Origin of the sequence: Streptosporangium jomthongense (genome assembly GCF_042650425.1) — a bacterium.
In the GTDB taxonomy this organism is placed as follows: Bacteria; Actinomycetota; Actinomycetes; order Streptosporangiales; family Streptosporangiaceae; genus Streptosporangium.
The window spans coordinates 29,271-49,677 of sequence record NZ_JBHSBC010000041.1 but is presented as its reverse complement, the minus strand read 5'-3'; the positions used below and the strand labels follow the sequence as shown (position 1 = coordinate 49,677).

Sequence of the window (20,407 nt, the reverse complement as noted above, 5' to 3'; positions counted from 1 at the left end):
GAGAAGGGGAGCCATGACAGGCGGCGTGGAGGAGACGACGGCTCAGGAGGGGGTCCACGGAACGGCCCGGGGGAGGGGCCGGGCGGAGATCGTGACGACGGTGGTCGCGGTGACCGCCGTCGTCACGCTTTCCCTGAACCTGCGCCCCGCCCTGGCCGGGTTCTCCCCGCTCGCCGGGGAGGCCGGGACCGAGCTGGGGCTGGGCGCGGGCGCGATCTCCCTGGTGACCACGCTGCCGCTGGTGTGCTTCGGGGTCTTCGCCCTGTTCGCCCCCGCGCTCAGCCGAAGGTTCGGCGCCGAGCGGGCGCTCATGGCGACGATGCCCCTGCTCGCGGCGGGCATCCTGCTGCGCGGCGCGGGCGCGACCACGGCCCTTCTCCTCGGGACCGTCCTGGTCGGGATCGCCATCGCCATCGGCAACGTGCTGCTTCCCGGCGTGGTCAAGAGGCGCTTCCCCACGGCGACCGGGGCGATGACCGGCCTGTACGCCTCCGCGATCGGCGGCGGCGCGATGCTCGCCGCCGCCCTGGCCAAACCGCTGGACGACCTGACGCACGGCTGGCGCCCGGCCCTGGCGGTGTGGGCGCTGCCCGCCCTGGCCGCCGCGGTGCCCCTGGCGCTTCTGGCCCGCGCCACCCCGCGCGGCGCCGTGACCGTACCGGACTCCCAGGCCACGCAGGAGGCGGACGCCGGTCGGCGGCCGGTGCGGCGGCTGACCACGGCGGCGCTGGCGGTCTTCTTCGGGCTGCAGTCGGTCGTCTTCTACGTCGTGCTCGCCTGGCTGCCCCGCGTCCTCACCGAGGCGGGGACCGCCCCGGCCGACGCGGGGTTGCCGCTGTCGTTCGTCCAGCTCGTCAGCCTGCCCACGGGCCTGACGGTGTCGATCCTGGCGCGTACCTCCCGGAGCCAGGCGTGGTACGCCGCGGCCTGCGGGGTCGCGGGCGCCGCCGGGTTCACGGGGCTGCTGGTCGCGCCGGGGGCGGCGCCGTACGCGTGGGCGCTCCTGCTGGGGCTCAGCGTCGCCTCGTTCCCGCTGGCCCTGGCCATGATCACAGCCAAGGCGGGCGGGCCCTCGCACGCCGACCGGCTGTCGAGCGTGGTGCAGGGCTGCGGTTATCTCATGGCCGCCGCCGGTCCGCTGGCCGCGGGACTGCTGCGGGACGCGACCGGCACGTGGACGGCGTCGCTGGCCTTCCTGCTCGTCATGGCCGTTCTCCTGGCGCCCGTCGGCTGGTTCGCCGCCAGGCTCTGACCCGCCGCCGGGCCGGCGTTCCTGCGTCCAGCGGGCGGTGAACACACGACCGTCATCGTGGCCGCGTGTTCAGGCCTCCGCTGGAATTCCCGCGGAGGCCGTTTCACGGAAGACACGCTCTAATCGAATGACAAAAGGTTATGGTCACGGCCCCCTCCGGGCCCGGAGAACACTCCCTTCCTCTCACACGCGCGCATTATCATGCGGCAATGACAGACATGAGAAACGGCGTCTGCGCGGTCTGCGGAGGCGAGGAGATCTACACCGCGTCGACCCGTCTGGAGACTCCGACCGCTCTGTTCGGGATGCTCCACACCGAGAAGGTGGATCTCTATGCCTGTGTCTCCTGCGGATTCCTCCAGACCTTCCTCGACCGTACGGACGACCAGGCCCGGTGGATGCGCAACTCCTGGAAACGGGTCTGAGGTCAGGAGCAGTTCAGGCCGGGGTCGTTCCTGGGGCCGCACGGGCCGTGGTTGCCTCCGCCGTCGGTCACCTCGCCCGCCCGTCCCCAGATGACGAATCCGCCGTTGTCCGTGCCGTCGTTGCGGGCCAGTTCGACCGGCGCCTGTTCGGTGCCGGAGACGTGGACACCGTCCTTGATGGGGTCGCCGTCCCTGTCGACGGCGCCGAGCGGTGCCAGGCCGTTGTGCACGAAGGTGTTCCCGCTGACCGGGTAGGGGGTGACCCCGGTGAAGCGGATGGGGTCGATGAGGATTCCGGCCACCCGGTTGCCCTCGAACTTGTTGCCGCTCACCGACACGTTGGAGAAGCTGACCCAGAAGGTCATGCCGTAGCGGTTGGCCTTGAAGACGTTGTTCTCGACCCTGTTCGGGGCGCCGGCCGAGTGCTCGGCACGGAAGCCGACCTGGGCGTTGGTGAAGACGTTGTCGGTGTAGAGGTTGTCGTTGCTCCGCTCGGTCAGGTTCACCGGGAAGCCGTCGAAGAGGTTGCCGCTGAAGACGTTGGAGCCGCTCTCGGCGAGTTCAAGGTAGCCGTTGCTCAGCACGCTGCCCTTGACCGTCCACCCGTGCCCGTTCGTCCCCTGGAGCCGTCCGTGCACGGTGCACCGGTCGATCGTCAGGACGGAGGAGCCGGTCACGTCGATCCCCTCGGCCAGGCAGGCGGAACGCGGGCCGACCAGGGTCAGGGAGGCGGCCTGGTCCGCGCTCAGCGCGTTGCCTGCGAACCTCACCCGGGAGAAGACGGCCGCGCCGCCGACGACCTCGGCCCCCAGGCGGAACCCGCTGATCACGCCGTCGTGTACGGCGACGCCCTTCCTGTCGCCGACGGCGACACCCCTGCCGGTACCGTCTCCGGCGATGCTGTGGCCCGCGAGGTCGACGGTCACGCCGTCCGCGCCGATCGTCAGCCCGTCACCGGCGCAGTTCAGGTCCCGGGTGAGGGTCACGTCCGAGGTCAGTACGGCGCCGCAGCCGACCTCCTCGTCGGCCGCGGCCGAAGGCGAGGGCACGGCCAGCGCGGCCGTCAGGGCCAGGGTGAAGGCGGCCGTTTTTAAAACGTGCCTTTTCCCCGGTTCTTTTCCATAATTCACGGTGGTCTCTTCTCTGTTTTGGGCGGATCGTCCGGGCGTTTTGGCCGGGCCGATGCGAATTCCTTGACCGAAGAACGCGCAAGGCCAAAGACTGCATGATCCGCGCTGATTCGAGAAGTCAGAAAACCTGTGCCGCCAATGCCGTCGTTAAAGCTTTTCCGCTACTGGATCGGAAACGCCGGACGCCTTCTCCCGGCGGGCGACGCGGTAGTGGTAGGCGCACACCTCCTCGAAGCCCGCCCTTCCGTACAGTTGCAGGGCCGGGGCGTTGCCCGGCTCGACCTGTAGGTACATGCGGGCCGTTCCGCGTTCTGCGGCCCAGCGGGCCAGCGCGGCGAGTACCCCGCGGGCCGCGCCCCTTCCCCTGGCCCCGGGGAGGGTGGCCATCCCGAACACCCCGGTCCAGCCGGTGTCGGCGACAGCCCTGCCGACCGCGACGACCCCGCCGCCGGCCACCGCGCAGGCGTAGGCGCACGGCAGGTCCAGACGGGTGAGCATGTCCCACTCGGCACGGGAACCGCCCCGGCCGTTCACGGCCTGCCAGGTTCGGAACCACTCCGCTGTCGGCCGCTCGTCCAGCCGTATCCGAAGCGGGGCGTCCCCGAGGCGCTCCAGCACCCGTGTGGTGGGCGCGGCCTGTAACGACACCGCGTTCACCCTGAGGTAGCCGCGCTCAGCCAGGAGGGGGTCGAGGTCTCCGGGACACGCCGGGCTGATCTGGAAGCGCGATCTCGTACGGTGACCGGCGTAGAACGCCTCCGCCTCGACGATTCCCCGTGTGAGGTCACCGGGACCGGGGTCGCCGTGGGGCAGCACCGTTCCCGCCCACCAGGAGGGGCCGCGGGTGTGGCGCAGCGACCACTCTCCGAGGGGTCTGACGTGCTCGACGGGCAGGGCGCGGGCCGCTCTCTCCTGCAGTTCCCTCACCGGCCTCTCACCGTCCACGGCGACGCACCTCCTCGCCGCGACACCTTAGCCGGGACCGTCCTGGTGATCAGTCGTTCGCGTTTCTCAGCAGGGTCAGGTTGTGTTCGACCTCCTGCCGCATGATCTCGCTCGCCCGTCCGGCCTCACCTCGCCGTACGGCGTCGACCAGGGCGGTGTGGCTGTCGGCGCCGGGGTCGGGGCGGTCGTGGCGCAGGGGGAGCAGCCTGACCAGGTCGACCAGGCCGTCGCGCAGCGCGGGCTCGAAGGCGGAGAACAGCTCGGTCAGCACCGGGTTGTGCGCGGCGGCCACGACCGCGGCGTGCAGTGCGACGTCGGCGGCGACGAACTCCTCGTCGCCGCCGGGGGCCGCGGCGTGCCGGGCGGCCAGCGCGTGGTCCAGGGCGGTGAGGTCGTCGTCGTCCCTGCGCAGCGCGGCCAGCCCCGCCGCCTCGACCTCCAGCAGCGCGCGGACCTCGAAGAGGTGGACGGCCGAGGCGCGGCGCAGTGTGGTCCGCAGATCCTCGACCGGCCGGACGGCGACGACGAACACCCCGGACCCCTGCCGGGTCTGCAGCATCCCGGCCCCGGCCAGCGCGCGGATGGCCTCACGCACGGTCGAGCGGCCGACGCCGAGCTGTTTGGCCAGCTCGTTCTCTCCGGGGAGCCTGGTGCCGACCGGCCAGCGCCCCGAGGCGACCTGTTCGCGCAGCGTCCGCGCCGCCTGGTCGGCCAGCGGGCTGCGGGTCAGGGGATTCAGTGTCACCTGTCCAAACCTCTCAGGTTGTCTGAGGAGTTGTTTCGGGGTTAGTCTACCCGGCATGACACCGCGTGCTCTCCTTCTCGGCCGCCGCGGCGGGGCCTGACCTGACCGGCACCCCGTCGCGGAGTGCCGCTGTGCCGCCGGTCACCACGACGGCCCAAAGGAAACCCCCGTGATCTGGAACACCCAGCGCCCCAGCGCGATGCCCTCCTTCCGTTACCGCCCGGCGCACGAGCGCGTCCCGCTGCCGCCGGTCGAACGCACCTGGCCTCTTCGCCGGATCGAGCACGCCCCCCTGTGGGTGCCGGTCGACCTGCGCGACGGCAACCAGGCCCTCGCCGAGCCGATGGACCCCGCCCGCAAGCGCCGCATGTTCGACCTCTTCCTCGCCATGGGGTTCAAGGAGATAGAGGTCGGCTACCCCTCCGCCAGCCAGACGGACTTCGACTTCGTCCGCCACCTGGCCGAGGAGGACCTGGTGCCCGACGACGTCACCGTGGTCGTCTTCACGGCCGCCCGCGCCGACCTGATCCGGCGGACCTACGAGTCCGTCGCGGGCCTGCGCCGCGTGGTCGTGCACATGTACACCGCGACCGCGCCTACCTGGCGCCGGGTCGTCCTCGGCCGGGAGCGCGACGAGCTGCGCGACCTCATCCTGGCGGCGGGCCGGGACGTCGCCAGGGGCGCGGACGCGATGCCGGAGGGCTCGGTGCGCTTCGAGTTCTCCCCCGAGGTCTTCAACCTCACCGAACCCGACTACGCGCTGGAGGTCTGCAACGCCATGTCGGAGCTGTGGGACGCCTGCCCGGACCGGCCGGTGATCCACAACCTCCCGGCGACCGTCGAGATCGCCACCCCCAACGTCTACGCCGACCAGATCGAGTACATGGACCGCAACCTGGCGCGCCGTGACGGCGTCATCCTGTCGGTCCACCCCCACAACGACCGGGGCACCGGCGTCGCGTGCGCGGAACTGGCCCTGCTCGCCGGGGCGCAGCGCGTCGAGGGATGCCTGTTCGGCAACGGTGAGCGCACCGGCAACGTCGACCTGGTCACCCTGGCGCTCAACCTCCACGCCCAGGGGATCGACCCGATGATCGACCTGTCCGACATCGACGGCGTCCGCCGTACCGTCGAGCACTGCAACCGCATCCGGGTCCACGAACGCCACCCGTACGGCGGGGACCTCGTCTACACGGCCTTCTCGGGAACCCACCAGGACGCCATCGGCAAGGGGCTGGCCCATCACGCCAGGCGGGCCGCCGAGCTGGGCGTCCCCGTGGAACGGGCCCCCTGGGACGTGCCGTACCTGCCGATCGACCCCGCGGACGTGGGCCGCGACTACGAGGCGGTCATCCGGGTCAACAGCCAGTCGGGCAAGGGCGGTGTCGCCTACGTGCTGCGGACGGCCCACGGCCTGGACCTGCCGCGCCGACTGCGGATCGAGTTCTCCGGGGCGGTGCAGCGCGCGGCCGACCGCGACGGCGGCGAGATCGGCGCGGAGGGACTGTGGGACCTCTTCCGGGCCGAGTATCTCGACCGGCGCGGCCCGGTGACCCTCGGTTCCTGGCGGGTGCGCGAGCCCGAGCCGGGCACGCACCTCTTCACCGGGGAGTTCCGCGTCGGCGGGGAACGGGCCGAGCACACGGGGACGGGGCAGGGGCCGCTGTCGGCCCTGACCCGGGCCCTGGCGGAGGTGGGGATCGAGATCGACGTCCTCGACTTCGCCGAGCACGCGCTGGGACAGGGCCGTGACAGCCACGCAGCCGCCTACGCGGAGTGCCGGATCGGCGGGGTGACCCGCTGGGGGGTCGGACTCGACGCCTCGGTGCTCACCGCGTCCGTGCTCGCCGTGCTCTCCGCCGTCAACGCCGTGCTCTCTCCCGAGGGCGCCCGGGACGGGGCGGCCGCTTTCGGCTCCGGCCGTTCCCCGGAAACGGGTTAGAAGTCGGTGATCCTGCGTTCCTCCGGCGGCAGCAGGAGCACTTCGAGCGCCCTGGCGCAGGCCCGCGCGTGCATGGCGAACCAGCCGATCCGCGTGTCGGTGATGACCTCGGGCGTCGAGCGCACGGCCAGCGCGTACCTGACCTGCTCCGCCCGGTCCAGGACCGGGACCGCGAGGGTCCTGATCCCGTGGGAGGACTCGCCGTCGTTGAGGGCGTATCCGGCCTTGCGTACCCGCTCTATCTCGGCGCGCAGTTCCTCCGGGTCGACGATGGTGCGTTCGGTCTGCGGCCGCAGCGGGCCGAGCGCGGCGACGTCGTCCTCTCCCGGCGGGGCCCAGGCGAGCAGGACCTTTCCGAGCGCGGTCGAGTGCAGCGGCCTGCGCAGGCCCGTTCCGTCATCCGGGTCGACCGAGCCGCCGATCAGGATCACGGCGTGGGGGCCGTTGCGGATCGCCAAGTCGACGGTGGCGGAGGTGGCGTGGGCGAGCTGGCCGAGCTCCGGCGCGACCCGGTGCAGACCCCGCTGGTGGAAGGAGAGACGGCCGAGCTCCGTCATCGAGGGGCCGAGACGGTACCTGGAGGTCCGCGCGTCCTGTTCGAGGAAACCGGTCGACACCAGCGCGCGGGCCAGCCGGTGCGCGGTCGAGGTGGACAGCCTTGTCCTGCGGGCGAGGTCGGAGGCACTCAGCGTGGGACCTCCGTCCCTGAAGCAGGCCAGCACGCTCATGGCCCGCTGTACGGCCTGCGTGCCGGACGGGACCCCGCTCTTCTCCATATTCCCACGATATAGGAAATATCCGCATGTCACCGGGTTGAGGTCCGGGCTTATCACCTGCTTTGCGTGGTTTTGTTCCCACATTATGGGATAAAGCGCATTTCCTGCTACTTTAGTGGTGAAAAACGGGAGGGTTGGTCCCCTCCTCCCGGGCATGTCCCAGGGCGGCCTGCGCGTGAGGGTGTCTGCCGCGGCAGGATGCTCAAGAAGGTATGGCGTAATGAGATGGCCCGCCGGTGGCGACCGGTATCGGACAGGGCGTCCGACCCCATCAGCCATGTTTCAATGCCCCGTCGTTCTATATCGCGAAGTTATGGAAATTCGTGGGGTACTCCGCCGTACCTCCTCGGTGTCAGCTTTGGTCCAGCCCAACTGTCAGGGCTCCTTGCATCCCTCTAACCCCCCAAGGGACACCGAGAGGAGTCACCCCGCGTGAATCCCAAGGTCAAACTGGGCGCGGTGGCCATGCTGGCGGCCGCAGCCATGACCACTACGTCGATCGTGAGCGCCACGAGCGCCACCGCGGCACCGGCGAACACCGCGGACCGCACTATAACGGCGGCCGCACCCGGCTTCACCAAGCCGACCCCCCAGGGGCAGAAGAACGCCATCGCCCTCGCGGGCAAGGCCATTGCCGCCCAGGAGAAGAGCCTCGTCAAGAGTGAGGACGACGTCTTCTCCCTGGAGAAGGCGACCTCGGTCGGCGGTGCGCAGTACCTCACCTACAACCGCACCTACAAGGGGCTGCCGGTCTACGGCGGTGGCGTCGTCGTCGCCACCGACGGCGCGGGCCTGAAGGTCTCGACCCTTGAGACCGCGCAGAAGACCGAGCTGAACCTGGACGTCAAGCCCTCGCTCTCGGCGCGCAAGGCCGCGAACAAGGCGCGCACCCTGGTGGCCAAGGTCGAAAGCGTCACCACGCCCAAGCTGGTCGTGCACGCCCTGGCTGAGACGGGCGCGCCCCGCCTGGCCTGGGAAGTCGTCGTCAGCGGCAGCTCCAAGACCGCCCCGAGCGTCCAGCACGTCTACGTCGACGCGCTGAACGGCTCGATCCTGAGCAACTGGGACGCGGTCAAGATGGGAACCGGCAACGGTTTCTACAACGGCCAGGTCACCATCGCCACCACCCCCTCCTACACGATGCGGGACAACACCCGCAGCGGTCTGGCGTGTGGTGGCCAGGGCGGCACGCCGTACACCAAGAGCACCGACAGCTGGGGCAACGGCCAGGGAACCAACCTTGAGACCGCCTGCGTGGACGCCTACTGGGCCGCGCAGAAGGAATGGGACATGCTCAAGGACTGGTTCAACTACAACGGCTTCAACGGCCGTGGTGGTGGCTTCCCGGCGCGGGTCGGCCTGAACCAGGTCAACGCGTTCTGGAACGGCTCCTACACCAACTTCGGCCACAACCAGGCCAACACCCAGCAGGCGACCCCGATGGACGTCGTCGGCCACGAGTACGGTCACGCCATCTACCAGTTCGCCGGTTCCGGCGGCGGCGGTGGCGGCGGCAACGAGGACGGCGGCCTCAACGAGTCCACCGGTGACATCTTCGGTGCCCTGCTCGAGCACTACGCCAACAACTCCAACGACCCCGCGGACTACACCGTCGGCGAGGAGGTCAACCTGGTCGGCCAGGGGCCGATCCGCTACATGTACAAGCCGAGCACCAACGGTGACCCGGACTGCTACAGCTCCTCGATCCCGAACACCGAGGTGCACGCGGCGGCCGGTCCGCAGAACCACTGGTTCTACCTGCTGGCCGAGGGAACCAACCCCGGCGGCGGCAAGCCGAACAGCCCCGTCTGTGGTGGCCCGTCCAGCCTGACCGGCATCGGCATCCAGAAGGCCGGCCAGATCTACCTGGCCTCGCTGCAGCTGCGGACCACCTCCAGCCTGACCCACGCCCGGGCTCGCTCGGCGACGCTGACCGCGGCCAAGCAGCAGTTCCCCAACAGCTGCACCGAGTTCAACGCCGTCAAGGCCGCCTGGACCGCCGTCAGCGTTCCGGCCGTCTCCGGTGAGCCCTCCTGCACCATCCAGAACCCGAACGACTTCTCGATCGCGGTGAACCCGGCCACGGTGAGCGTCCAGGCCGGCGCGTCCGCCTCGGCGACCGTCAACACCGCGGTCACCGCCGGTAGCGCGCAGAACGTCGCGCTGACCGCGACCGGTGCCCCCTCCGGGACCACCGTGAGCTTCAGCCCGTCCAGCGTCACCGCCGGTCAGTCGTCCTCGGTCAGCATCGCCACCTCGGCGAGCACCCCGACGGGCAACTACACCATCACCGTCAACGGTGCGGGCAGCTCGGTCAGCCACTCCACCACCTTCAAGCTGTCCGTCACCGGCCAGCCCGGCCAGGACGACTTCTCGGTGTCGGTGAACCCGTCCTCCGCGACGGTCAACGCCGGTGGGTCGACGAGCGCCACGCTGTCCACCGCGGTCACCTCCGGTAACGCGCAGAACGTCTCGCTGAGCGCCAGCGGCGCCCCCTCCGGGGTCACCGTGAGCTTCAGCCCGGCCAGCGTCACCGCCGGTGGGTCCTCCACGGTCAACATCTCCGCCTCCTCCAGCGTCCAGGCTGGTAACTACACCATCACCCTCACGGGCACGGGTGCCTCGGCCGCCCACGGCACCAGCTTCGCGCTGACCGTCAACGGCGACACGGGCGGCACCACCTGGCAGGAGTGGAAGCAGTACAACGCCGGTGACGTCGTCACCTACAACGGCGCCAGCTACCGCTGCCTCCAGAGCCACACCTCCCTGCCTGGCTGGGAGCCGCCGATCGTCCCGGCGCTGTGGCAGGCGATCTAGTCTCTGACTGATCGATCACACAACTGAAGACCGGGTACGGCGGGCGGGCATGGCCGCCCGCCGTACCTCTTTTCCAGGAACGGTCACGCGCCCCAGGGCGGGTGACCGTTTCGCGTGGGCGGGTCAGCGCAGCAGTACGGCGGCGCCCTCGACGCGGTCGGCGGCCAGGTCGGCGAGCGCCCGGTCGGCGGCCTCGAAGGGATAGGCGACGGTCGTCACCTCGGGGGGATGTCCGGTGGCGAGCTCCAGATAGGCCCGCGCGTCGGCGCGGGTGTTGGCGGTGACGCTGCGCAGCGTCCGCTCCTGGAACAGGTGGCGCCGGTAGTCCAGCACGGGGATGTCGCTGAGGTGGATGCCCGCGACGGCGAGGGTGCCGCCCCGGTCCAGGGCTTCGAGCGCGACCGGCACCAGCTCTCCGGCGGGCGCGAACAGGATCGCCGCGTCCAGCGGCTCCGGCGGGGCCTGTGCCGCCTCCGCCGCGGAGGCGGCCCCCAGCCGCAGCGCCAGCTCGCGGGCCCGCGCCGAGCGGGTCATGACGTGCACGGTCGCGCCCTGCGCCACGGCCAGTTGCGCGGTCAGGTGCGCCGAGGCGCCGAAACCGTAGACGCCGAGCCTGCCGCCGGGGGGCAGGTCGCTGCGGAGCAGGGCACGGTAGCCGATGATCCCCGCGCACAGCAGCGGGGCGAGTTTCTCCGCGGACGGCCCCTGCGGCAGCGGGTGGACGTAGTCCTCCGGGGCGGTGAGGTATCCGGCGTAGCCGCCGTCGGCGTCCCAGCCGGTGTAGGTGGACGACGGGCAGAGGTTCTCCGCCCCCCTGAGGCAGTGGCGGCAGCGCCCGCAGGTCGAGCGGAGCCAGGCCACGCCGACCCGGGTGCCGCGTGGCAGCCGGGAGGCCCCCTGGCCGTGCCCGGCCACCCGGCCGACGACCTCGTGGCCGGGCACGGTCCCCGGCCGTCTGGGGGGCAGGTCCCCCTCTGCCAGGTGCAGGTCGGTACGGCAGACGGCACACGCCTCGACCTCGACCAGCACCTCCCCGGGACCCGGTTCCGGGACGGGCAGCCGGACCCGCTCCAGGGGGCGCGTGGCCATCGGCCCAGGGCGGGAGACGACCCAGGCGTCCATCCCGGCCGGGCTCCTGCCCAGGGTCACGGGGTGTTCCTGATCCGCCGCCCGGTGATCTCCACTGGGACGATCTTGATGTACAGGTCGCGCTCTCCGCCGGCCCAGGGGGCGACCCCGGATCCGGCCGCCGCCTCCCGTTCCTCGCCGGTGACGTGGTGGGCGCCGCCGCGCGCCAGCACGCTCCAGCCCTCGCGGTTGACGTCGTCGATCCGGTCGACCTCGAACGCGATCTTGAACTCGACGCCCCGGACACCCGTGCGCAGGCTCTCGTCCAGGGTGCCGCCCAGGGAGGTACGGAAGATCACCGCGCCCTCGCGCAGCACGTAGTTGACCGGCAGGATCGCGGGACCGCCCGCCTCCTCGAAGGCCACCCTGCCGACGCCCCCCGGGGCGATGAGCCGCAGGCACTCCTCGGTCCCCAGGGGTTCGAGACGGGCGTGGGGGCCGGGAGCCCCGTGGCCGGGCGGCAGGTCGACGGTGCCGCCGAGCAGTTCCTCCGGGCTCGTGTCCAGGGCGGCGGCCAGCCGTCTGACGGTCTCCGCGGTCGGGGAGGCGGTCGTCTCCTCCAGATAGCCGAGGTATCCGGAGTCGATCCCGGCCAGCGCGGCCAGGCGTTCGCGGGTCATGCCGAGCTCCTCGCGTCTGCCGGTCACCCGTCGGCCCAGGTCGCCGGGTGCCGTCGCACGTTCGGTCATCGCAGTCTCCAATGGCAGGTGAGGGGCGTCCGGGGCTCCGGCGCGCTCTTTCTGCCTGCCTCCCCCCGGTGGGCCGCCCTAATCCGGCCCCGGCTCCGTGGCAGGAGGCATGGGGGATCTCGCAAAATCTACATTGTAAAGCGAGGGGGTCCTGTCGATTGGAGAAAGGCCGCCGGGGTCGCGCCCGGAACGCGACGGCCGGGTATCCTGTAATGCCACTTTTGGTAATTATGGTGATGTACGTTCTTTTTGAACGGCTTCGTAGTGCCAGGCATGCGGTGTGACCTGCGTCGTGAGGCTTCTCCGCGCGTCCCGGCCCTCTGAGGGGTAGAGTCCGGAGAAGTGGTGATTTGCGGCTTTTGGCGAGCAAGGTTCTGGGCCACGCCCCGGAACTCTTCCCGGGGGTCCCTCGTTTGGGGTAAATGTGGGCCGTACTATAAACCCTCATATATATGCATTAGATCGGTGGGCATATTGCATTGTTCCGGCATGGGCCCCGGGGCGGCCGCACGGAGCGGTGACCGGGACCGGCAGGTGCCTGGGCAGGGCGAGGGGCGGCCTCCGCGAGGACGGCCGGGGGCCGGACGCCGGGAAGCACGAGGCCGGGCCCCACGATGGATTCGACACCGGACCTGAGGTGCTGCTGAGCCGATGACGGAAGACAACCGGTTCCGTGACTACGCCGCGCCGGGGGGCGACTTCACCTGGTCGCCGCCCTCGCGCAACGGTCAGAGCCCCCCGAACCCCCCGGCCTCTCAGGAAGACGAGACCCAGCCCGTGCGGGTGGGCACCGTGCTCACCGGCGGCGACTCCGGCGTCGAGCCCGCGGACGGGAACGGGGACGGGCGGGAGAGCGGTCCTGAGCATCCCCTGCCCGGCGGTCCCAACGGGACACGCGCCTACCGGAGCCCGGCCGGTCGCCGGGCCGCCTCCGGCGTGGGCGAGCCGGACGACGCGGTGCCGGGCGCGGCGCAGGCCCCGACGACCCCGGAGCCGAGCCCGGGCTCCTACTACAGCGAGTGGACCGCCAACGACCCGACGGACGTGTTCTCCGCGATCCGCGGCGCAGACCGCGATGCCGGCCGTGACCGTCCCGGCACGCGTGAGCTCGTCCACGAGGACGAGGAGGAACGCCCCCGGGGACTCGGCGCCGCCTACGAACGCCTGTCGGGATCGCTCTCCGGGAGGCTGTCCGGGCTGAGACGGCGACGGGAGTCCCCGCCGCCCACAACGCCGCAGCCGGCGCCGGTGCGTGCCCCGTCCCGGCTCGACACCGACTTCACCGGCATCACCGCCTACCGGGTCCCCCGCCTGTCGCGTCCCTTCCTGTGGTGCGCGGGCGCCGACCCCGCCCTCATCCCGAACCGCAGCGAGCTGTACCGGTACTCGACGATCGGCGTCTTCGTCTGCCTGGTCTCCTTCGTCGCCGCCACGATGTTCGCGGTCTTCGCCTCGGTCATCGGCGGTGGCTTCTCCCTGGCCGTCCTGCCGTTCGCGGCCATCTGGGGCATTCTCATCTTCTGGGTCGACCGGTCGATCGTCGCCGAGCCGAGCTACGGCAAGGTGCTGTCCGGCACCGACGCCACCGGTCTGCTCGATCCGGTCGGCAAGGTCAGGAAGCCCGGCTGGCTGACCTACGTGATGCGTGGAGTCCTCGCCCTGGGCGTCTCCTTCGTCATCGCCGAGGCCGTGACCCTGCTCATCTTCCACTCCGAGGTCCGTGACCAGCTCGCCTTCAACCAGAACGCGCGCGCCGACCGGCTCGACGCCACGTTCAAGGCGGCCGACCAGGACAAACGCAAACAGCTCGATGCCAAGTACGACCGGGTCGAACTGTGCGCGACCGCCAGGAGCAAGGAGAAGGTGCGCGACGCCGCGCTGAAGAAGAAGCAGGACGAGTCGCTCGGCAGGAGGGGCGAGGGGCTCAGCGGCACCGTCGGGTTCGGCCCGATCGCCACCAAGCTGGAGGCCGACTACAACAAGGCCCAGCGGGAGTACGTCACGGCCCAGGGCAGGTGCGACCTGGCCCGCGACTCGGTCAGCAGGGAGTTCAAGGTCTACGAGGGCCAGGAACGCGCGAACCGGGAGGCCGAACGCGCCGACGTGCGCAGGAACGTCGGCTGGGTCGCCCAGGAGCAGGCCCTGCACGACTTCATCGACAACAGCGGCAGCGCCGTCGTCGTCGCCCTGCCGTGGGTGCTGCGGGTCACCATCCTGCTGCTCGACCTGCTGCCGCTCAGCGTCAAGCTCTTCGGCGGCCCGACCGTCTACGAAAGGCGGCTGCGCGAACTGGCCTACAGCCAGGCCTACGAGACGCAGCGTCTGCGCGACTCGCACATCGCCAAGATCGACATGAGGTACGACCTCGACCGGTTGAACACACGGGACAGCTACGACCGGGGACGCGAGGACATCCGCGGCCCTGGCCGGAGCGTCTCGGGGACCCGGATCGACCGCAATCCATCTCCTTGAGAACCTGAGGAGTCTCGTTGACCGATTTCCACGCCGGGCAGGGCGGATCGGCCTCCTCATCCGCCACCGGCCACCGTACGGCGATCGCCCGCTACCGCGAGCTGGCCGACCGGGCGATGACCGCGCTCGGCCAGGAGGACGTCCCGCAGGCGGCGGCCTTACGCCAGGCCCACGACCGGGCCGCGGGACTGGCCGTGAAACTGAGGGAGCGCTGCGCGAAACCCGTCTCGGTGGGGATCGTCGGAGAGTACAGCGCGGGCAAGTCCATGCTGCTCGGCACGTTGCTCGGCGCCCCCGGGCTGCTGCCGGTCTCCGGTTCGCCCACCACGGGGAACGTGACGGTGCTGCGCGTCGAGCCCGCCCCGCCGGGCGAGCCGACCCGGGTGCGCGCGGCCAGGATCGAGTACCTCACCCGTGACGAGCTGGCCGAGACGGTCGGCTACATCATGGACGAACTGGTCAGGACCGTGCAGCGGGCCGGAGGCGGCAGGGACGTCTCCGCGCTGGGCGGCTACAACCCCGTCAGGGACGGCTGGGACGTCCTGAACCGGTGGGCGGAGAACACGCTGGACTGGGCGGCGATGGAGAACTCCAGGCTGCTGGGCATCACGCTCGAACTGACGAGGATCCGTGACGCGCTCAGACTCGCCGGGGAGTTCGTGCTCGACGGCCACACGGGGCTGACCCTGCCGGTCGAGCCGGACATGCTCCGCCAGGCGCTCGACATCGAGGACATCAGGGACCTGCCGCGTGCCTTCCCCAGGACCGCGCAGGGCTTCCCCCTCTCGCCCCGCGACCCGCTGACCGCCCAGACCCTGCGGACCACCTTCACCCTGATCCGCAGGGTGGTCTGCCAGGTCTCGGTGGCCCAGGGGGACTGGGCGGGGCCGCTGCCCGGGGACGGCACCGCGGCGGAGCTGTGCGACCTTCCCGGGCTGGGCGCGACCGCGGTCCGCGACGAGTACCTCAGCGTCAGGGAACTGGACGAGATCGACGCCATCGTGATCGTGCTGCCCTCGCACCGGGCCGAACGTGACGACGCGCGGCAGTTCTACTCGCTGCTCGAACGCAACCGCAGGGGCAAGGGCGCCCTCAGCGAGTCGATCCTGGTCGCGGCCAACTGCTTCGACCTGCTGCAGCCGCCGGACGTCCCGTTCGCGGGCGTGGCCGACCTGGTGGCCTCCTCCCGCGACCTGTCCTCCCTGCACCGGATGGCCACCACGCTCAACGGGCGCAGGGAGGACCGGGTGGCCTTCACCTCCTCGCTCGTCGCGATCGCCGCGCAGGGCCTGCCGTACGAGACCGGCGGTGAGGAGGGGGAGAAGATCACCGCGTCGCTCGGCGCCGCCGGGGCGCAGGCGGAGCGGTGGAAGCGGATCGCCGCGGACCTGGCCCTGACCGATCCGGGCCACCCGTACACCGCGGCGTTCGGCGGGTTCGGGCGGGACGGAGGCGTCGCAGGGCTGCGGGACATGCTGGACCGGCACGTGCAGACCTACGGCGTGTTCCTCAAGCACGAGGCAGTCGTGCCGATCGCCACCGACCTGCTGGCGGCGCTGCGGGCGCTGGACCGGATGCTGCGCCCGGCGCTCGGCGGCGCCCAGGCGGGGGTGCGTGACACGGGCTCGCTGACCGCGCTGTTCCGGATGATCGAGGAGGAGACCTCCCACACGGTCAGGTCGCTGGGGCTGCTGGCCGACCCGGAACGCCTCGCGGCCGACGGCACGCAGGTCGTCCCCGGCGGCTCCGCGGTCCTCGACCTGGCGCGGGCGGGCGCCACCTACGACGTGTTCACCTGGCGGGAATGGCAGCAGTACCGGGACCGGGTCGGTGACGACGGCCGGATCGGGCCGCCGCTCGGCGGGGGGAGGGCGGCGGGCGGCCGGGGCTTCGGCGTGGCACGGCGCATGCCGACCGAGGCCGACGCGACCGCCCCCGACACCACGGAACGGCTCTTCGCCAGGTTCGAGCCCACCTGCGTCAGGGCCGTCGGCGAGGCCAGGGAGATCTACCTGGAGGCCGTCGCCGCCTGGGCGGAACGGCGCCACCGGGAGCTGGCCCACGTGCGCGAACGGCTGCGCGCCCCGGACACGGCGGAGTCCGTCGGGCGGCTGCTGGCCGCGCTCGACCCGGAGGACGACGGCCAGGCGCGCGGGCACAACCTGCTCAGCCTGGTCTCGATGGACTGGCTGCCCGACGCGGCGGCGGGCCTGCTGCCGGTGCCCGTCCCGCCGTCCAACGGGGACCGCTCCCACGGGGACCCCCATGGAGGCTCCTATGGGGACTCCTACGAGGACAGGGAACGGATCGCCGAGCGGTTCCCGCTGCGGACCGCGCAGGCGCTGCCCTGGAACGGCGGACGCCGCAACATCGCCGGGGACGCGGGGGCCAGGATCGTCACCCACCAGATGAACATCTTCCGGGTGCGCGGCGACATCGTCGCGGCGGTCGGCCACCACGTACGGCGTCATCTGCTGGCCGACGCGGTCCGGCTGGGCCGGGAACTGCGCGTGGAGCTGCAGGAGCTGCGTGAGGCCGTACCGGCTGAGGAGAGCGTGCGGCGCCTCACCCGGCGGGGGTCGCACGAGGGCGGACGGGCCCCGGCGGGCGGCCCGGTCCGTGACCTGCTCGACGAATGGGACGCAAAGCCCGGAGGTAACGCCCGATGACCGTGCGCCTGCTGTTCGCGGGACCCAACGACGGCGAGGGGGACGACGAGACCTCAGCCGGTGTGTTCACGATCTTCGAGGTGAACGGGGAGTACCGCCTGCCCGACGTGTTCGCCGAACCGGACGGGGTGGCGAACGCCGTGGACGTCCACGGGCCGGGGCCGCAGCCACCGGGCGACGAACTGGCCGCGCGGATCGCCGAGCTGTACACGCTTCCCGGCTGGCGCCCGCGCCCGATGCCGGGACGCTACCTGCTCGTCCAGGGGCCCGCCGTCCCGGCCGCCGACCTCGGGCTCGGCGGTGAGCGGACCGTCAGGATCGCCTGGTGGATCGGCGAGGCGGGATCGGCGCCCAGGGAGTTCACGCTCGAACTGCGGCTGATGCCGCCGGGGGCGCGTCCCTCCAGGAGCGGCGTCAACCGGGACGCCACCCGGCGGGTCGCCCCGATCGGTGAGCCCCGGCGGCACGTGAGCTTCTTCGGGCACGCGGCGGTCGACTTCGGCACCTCCTCCTCGACCGTCACGCTGTACGACAGGACGGGCGGCAAACGCGTCGAGATGGACGAGCAGCAGTTCGAGGTGCTGCTCGCCGGGTTCGACCGGCTGCTGCTCGACGGCCCCGCCGGGACGCACGAGGCCGACTGGGCGCAGGCGCGCGAGGACATCGTGCGCGGCCTGACCACCCGGCTGAACTCGCTGCTCGGCCTGTCGGGCACCGGCGACTCCGTCCGGGTCACCGTCACCAGGGAGGGCCTTGAGGTGCTCCAGCCGGGCTTCCAGCACCTGCCGGTGCCGAAGGTCCGCTACCGGGACGTGCTCTGCAAGGAGCTCGACGTGGCGATCTCCCGGATGGACGAGAAGCTGGGCACGGCCTACGCCATGAGCCTCGACGGCTGCTACGCCGACGCCTTCGGCACGCCCGCGCTCGGCTCGCTGTACCTGCACCAGGTCGTCTTCGACGGTGACTCGCCGGAGATCTCCAGCGAGATCAAGGTGCTTGAGGGCTCCCCGCTGCGGGCGGTGCTCGGCGACCGGGCCGACCGGGTGACACGCGCCTACCCGGGGCTGAAGCGCGCCTTCTCCCGGCCCCGTGAGCTGCCCGAACTGCGCAGCGAGGGCGGGACTCCGGTGACGACGGACACGTTGCTGATGCACGCCTACAACGACCTGGTCGACAAGACCATCGAGTACGGTAACGAGAAACGTTCCGCGGAGTGGGGCATCCGCGGGCTGAACCACCTCGTGCTGACCTACCCGACCACACTTCCGCCGTCGGGGCGTCGCGCGCTGGAGAAACTGGCGCAGTCCAGTCTCAGGATGGCCAGGGTGACCACGACGTTCGACGAGGCCGTCGCCGCCGCGCTGTTCTTCGTGATGCGCGACTTCGGCGGCGAGTCCGACACCGGTGTCGAACCGTTCCGCGCCAGGTCACGGCGGGTACGGCCGGGGCGCCCCGCCTGGCGGCAGAACATGCTGGTCATCGACATCGGCGGGGGCACGACGGATGTCGCGCTGTTCGCGCTGCACCTGCTCGACCGGCAGGTGCCCGCCGAGGACGTCCCCGAGGAGTTCTTCGGCCGCCACTACGTGATCCGTCCCGAGGTGCGTGGCTCGACCGGGCACCCGCAGCTCGGCGGCGACCTGCTGACCCTGCGGGTGTTCCACTGGCTGAAGGCGGAGATCGCCGACGCCCTGATGGCCCTGACCACCCGCAGCGGCGGGGACACCGCCGCCGGGAGCGCCGAGGAGGAGGCGTGGCTGGGGCACTGGCCGTCCTCCCACGTCGGCGCCGACGGTGTGCCGCGCCCCATCGCCCCGGCCTTCATCGCCAACCCCGATCCGGGGCCGAGACCCGAGCGGGTCTGGACGGCGCTGCGGGAGCTGCTGCCCACGCACAGCCCGGCGCTGGCGGCGGGCGGGCGCGCCGCGCCGGGGCGGGCGTTCTTCCGGCTGTGGCAGGAGGCCGAACAGGCCAAACGGCTGCTGGGCGCGGGCCGGGAGTACACCCTGCCGAAGAACAAGCTGCAGGAGGTGCTCAACAACGTCGACGGCCGGTCGAGGCCGCCCGCGGCGCTGGTCGAACGGCTCGGGCACACCGTGGTCACCCTGCTGCCCGAGCAGTTCGAGCACCTGGCGACACCCGTGATCACCGCGGCCGTCGACATCGCGCTCACCACCTTCAGCGCGCAGCGCCGCCGGGAGCCCGAGGAGCCCATCGACATCGTCGCGCTGTCCGGCAAGACCAGCACCATGCCCCTGGTCGAACGCATCGTGGCCAGACGGCTGCGCGAGCTGACCCTGAACGCCACGGACGGGACGGACGCCGTCCCGGTTCCCCGCCTGGTCGTCGAGCGCCGCTACGCCAAGCAGGCCACCTCGATCGGCGCGTGCTGGGCGCACAGCTTCAGCCGCTACGCCGACATCGAGAGCGAGGACACGGGCGGACCCTCGGGTGAGGCCGAACGCCACGTGGACGGCCGCGAACGGCTGCGGGCGGGCCAGAACGTCGTCGGCATCGCCGTGGACAACCTGTTCCAGAGCCTGCCGTGCGACTTCTCCCTGCAGAACGCCGACACGCGGGTCGGCATGCTGCTCAACGCGGGCGACCAGCTCGACGTCGCCGACCGCACCGGCAGACTGTCGGTCCGTACGGCCTGGCGCCCGATGAAGGAGGACATCCACATCCACCGCGAGCTGGGCGGCGACCGGGGCGAGTCCATCGAGTGGGGCAGGTTCACCTTCGACAGCAGGCAGGACAGGCTCACCAGGGCCAACGTCGACTGGGGCAGGATCCGCTTCCAGATCGAGATCAACCAGGAGCTGGAACCGGTCATCCACCTGTGCCACGGCGGCAACCCCGTCTACCTCGTCGACGGTGACCACGGCGAGGTCGCGACGGCGCTGAACGGCGGACGCCGGGGCGTCCCGCTGGAGGCCACGGGGCTGCCCGCCGCCATCCACGTCAGGAGGACCCCGGACGCGCTCGACGACAGGGCGACCGTCGAGCTGTTCCCGATCCTGGCGCCGGGTGAGGAGACCCGGCGGCACCTGCGCTCCTACCTGCTGGAGAGCGGAGGCGACGGCCGGGTGTTCAGCGGGGCGATCTCCCCGGCCTGGCTGCCCCCGCCCGCCCAGGCGTACGGCGCGGCGACCTGGGAGTTCCTCTGGGTGGACGGGCGCGGCAACCTCTCCCCGCTGTTCCGGATGTCCGCGCCCCGCAGGGACGCGCACGTGCGCTACCACGTCACCCTCGACCACCTGGGGAGGCTGCGGATCCACGTCGGATACCCCCGCTACCTGGCCGCCCGCAGTCTCACCGACCTGGCCGACTACCCCGGCGCGGTGTTCACCTCCCCGATGGAGCCGGGGGAACCGTTCGGCAAACCGGAGTGGGAGCCCTTCACCGGTGACCACTGAC

At 71.4% G+C, this 20,407-nt stretch carries 13 protein-coding genes; 7 read left to right on the top strand and 6 right to left on the bottom strand.

Going from position 1 to position 20,407, the window contains the following annotated elements; genetic code table 11:
- The first annotated feature begins 13 nt into the window (after window positions 1–13).
- Both ACFOYY_RS33790 and ACFOYY_RS33785 read left to right on the top strand, forming a co-directional pair.
- On the top strand, window positions 14–1,252 hold the full coding sequence (locus tag ACFOYY_RS33790; protein WP_386195160.1) for an MFS transporter: 1,239 nt from the start codon (window positions 14–16) through the stop codon (window positions 1,250–1,252).
- Between the two features lie 209 nt (window positions 1,253–1,461).
- The gene (locus ACFOYY_RS33785) at window positions 1,462–1,677 is read left to right on the top strand and encodes a hypothetical protein (protein WP_352015758.1); all 216 of its coding nucleotides are present in this window, start codon (window positions 1,462–1,464) and stop codon (window positions 1,675–1,677) included.
- Between the two features lie 2 nt (window positions 1,678–1,679).
- Here the strand turns inward: ACFOYY_RS33785 and ACFOYY_RS33780 are convergent, their stop codons facing one another.
- The 3 genes from ACFOYY_RS33780 to ACFOYY_RS33770 all read right to left on the bottom strand — a co-directional run bounded on the left by ACFOYY_RS33780 (window position 1,680) and on the right by ACFOYY_RS33770 (window position 4,497).
- Window positions 1,680–2,807 (bottom strand): right-handed parallel beta-helix repeat-containing protein, encoded by a 1,128-nt coding sequence (locus ACFOYY_RS33780; protein WP_386195158.1) that lies wholly within the window; start codon window positions 2,805–2,807, stop codon window positions 1,680–1,682.
- 147 nt (window positions 2,808–2,954) lie between these two features.
- On the bottom strand, window positions 2,955–3,752 hold the full coding sequence (locus tag ACFOYY_RS33775; protein ID WP_386195157.1) for a GNAT family N-acetyltransferase: 798 nt from the start codon (window positions 3,750–3,752) through the stop codon (window positions 2,955–2,957).
- 49 nt (window positions 3,753–3,801) lie between these two features.
- Entirely contained in the window at window positions 3,802–4,497 is a 696-nt protein-coding gene (locus ACFOYY_RS33770) for a FadR/GntR family transcriptional regulator (RefSeq protein WP_386195156.1), read from the bottom strand.
- Window positions 4,498–4,696: 199 nt separating this feature from the next.
- Between ACFOYY_RS33770 and leuA the strand changes: the two genes are divergently transcribed.
- Window positions 4,697–6,439 (top strand): 2-isopropylmalate synthase, encoded by a 1,743-nt coding sequence (gene leuA, locus ACFOYY_RS33765; protein WP_386195200.1) that lies wholly within the window; start codon window positions 4,697–4,699, stop codon window positions 6,437–6,439.
- On the opposite strand, the gene ACFOYY_RS33760 is transcribed toward leuA, so the two are convergent.
- Window positions 6,436–7,215, bottom strand: coding sequence for an IclR family transcriptional regulator (locus ACFOYY_RS33760; protein WP_352015754.1), 780 nt, complete (start codon window positions 7,213–7,215; stop codon window positions 6,436–6,438). The two genes, leuA and ACFOYY_RS33760, sit on opposite strands and share 4 nt — an antisense overlap.
- Before the next feature lie 432 nt (window positions 7,216–7,647).
- Between ACFOYY_RS33760 and ACFOYY_RS33755 the strand changes: the two genes are divergently transcribed.
- Window positions 7,648–10,032, top strand: a complete 2,385-nt coding sequence (locus ACFOYY_RS33755) for a M4 family metallopeptidase (RefSeq protein WP_386195154.1) — start codon at window positions 7,648–7,650, stop codon at window positions 10,030–10,032.
- 123 nt (window positions 10,033–10,155) lie between these two features.
- Here ACFOYY_RS33755 and ACFOYY_RS33750 read toward each other — a convergent pair whose 3' ends face one another.
- Together ACFOYY_RS33750 and ACFOYY_RS33745 are read right to left on the bottom strand one after the other, a co-directional pair.
- Window positions 10,156–11,181, bottom strand: coding sequence for a zinc-binding alcohol dehydrogenase family protein (locus tag ACFOYY_RS33750; protein WP_386195152.1), 1,026 nt, complete (start codon window positions 11,179–11,181; stop codon window positions 10,156–10,158).
- Entirely contained in the window at window positions 11,178–11,849 is a 672-nt protein-coding gene (locus ACFOYY_RS33745) for a helix-turn-helix domain-containing protein (RefSeq protein ID WP_352015751.1), read from the bottom strand. Before ACFOYY_RS33745 ends, ACFOYY_RS33750 begins: the two co-directional genes overlap by 4 nt.
- Before the next feature lie 651 nt (window positions 11,850–12,500).
- Between ACFOYY_RS33745 and ACFOYY_RS33740 the strand changes: the two genes are divergently transcribed.
- Genes ACFOYY_RS33740 through ACFOYY_RS33730 form a run of 3 tightly spaced genes read left to right on the top strand, consistent with a single transcriptional unit; the run spans window position 12,501 to window position 20,406 of the window.
- A complete protein-coding gene (locus tag ACFOYY_RS33740; protein ID WP_386195150.1) occupies window positions 12,501–14,321 on the top strand; it encodes a DUF4407 domain-containing protein in 1,821 nt (606 codons plus the stop codon).
- 17 nt (window positions 14,322–14,338) lie between these two features.
- Window positions 14,339–16,990, top strand: a complete 2,652-nt coding sequence (locus tag ACFOYY_RS33735; protein WP_386195148.1) for a hypothetical protein — start codon at window positions 14,339–14,341, stop codon at window positions 16,988–16,990.
- Entirely contained in the window at window positions 16,987–20,406 is a 3,420-nt protein-coding gene (locus tag ACFOYY_RS33730; RefSeq protein ID WP_386195146.1) for a hypothetical protein, read from the top strand. Before ACFOYY_RS33735 ends, ACFOYY_RS33730 begins: the two co-directional genes overlap by 4 nt.
- Window position 20,407 lies beyond the last annotated feature (1 nt).

Coding starts and splice junctions, on each gene's coding strand:
- ACFOYY_RS33790 (WP_386195160.1), top strand. CDS start 14: ATGACAGGCGGCGTGGAGGAGACGACGGCTCAGGAGGGGGTCCACGGA.
- ACFOYY_RS33785 (WP_352015758.1), top strand. CDS start 1,462: ATGACAGACATGAGAAACGGCGTCTGCGCGGTCTGCGGAGGCGAGGAG.
- leuA (WP_386195200.1), top strand. CDS start 4,697: ATGCCCTCCTTCCGTTACCGCCCGGCGCACGAGCGCGTCCCGCTGCCG.
- ACFOYY_RS33760 (WP_352015754.1), bottom strand. CDS start 7,215: ATGGAGAAGAGCGGGGTCCCGTCCGGCACGCAGGCCGTACAGCGGGCC.
- ACFOYY_RS33745 (WP_352015751.1), bottom strand. CDS start 11,849: ATGACCGAACGTGCGACGGCACCCGGCGACCTGGGCCGACGGGTGACC.
- ACFOYY_RS33740 (WP_386195150.1), top strand. CDS start 12,501: ATGACGGAAGACAACCGGTTCCGTGACTACGCCGCGCCGGGGGGCGAC.
- ACFOYY_RS33730 (WP_386195146.1), top strand. CDS start 16,987: ATGACCGTGCGCCTGCTGTTCGCGGGACCCAACGACGGCGAGGGGGAC.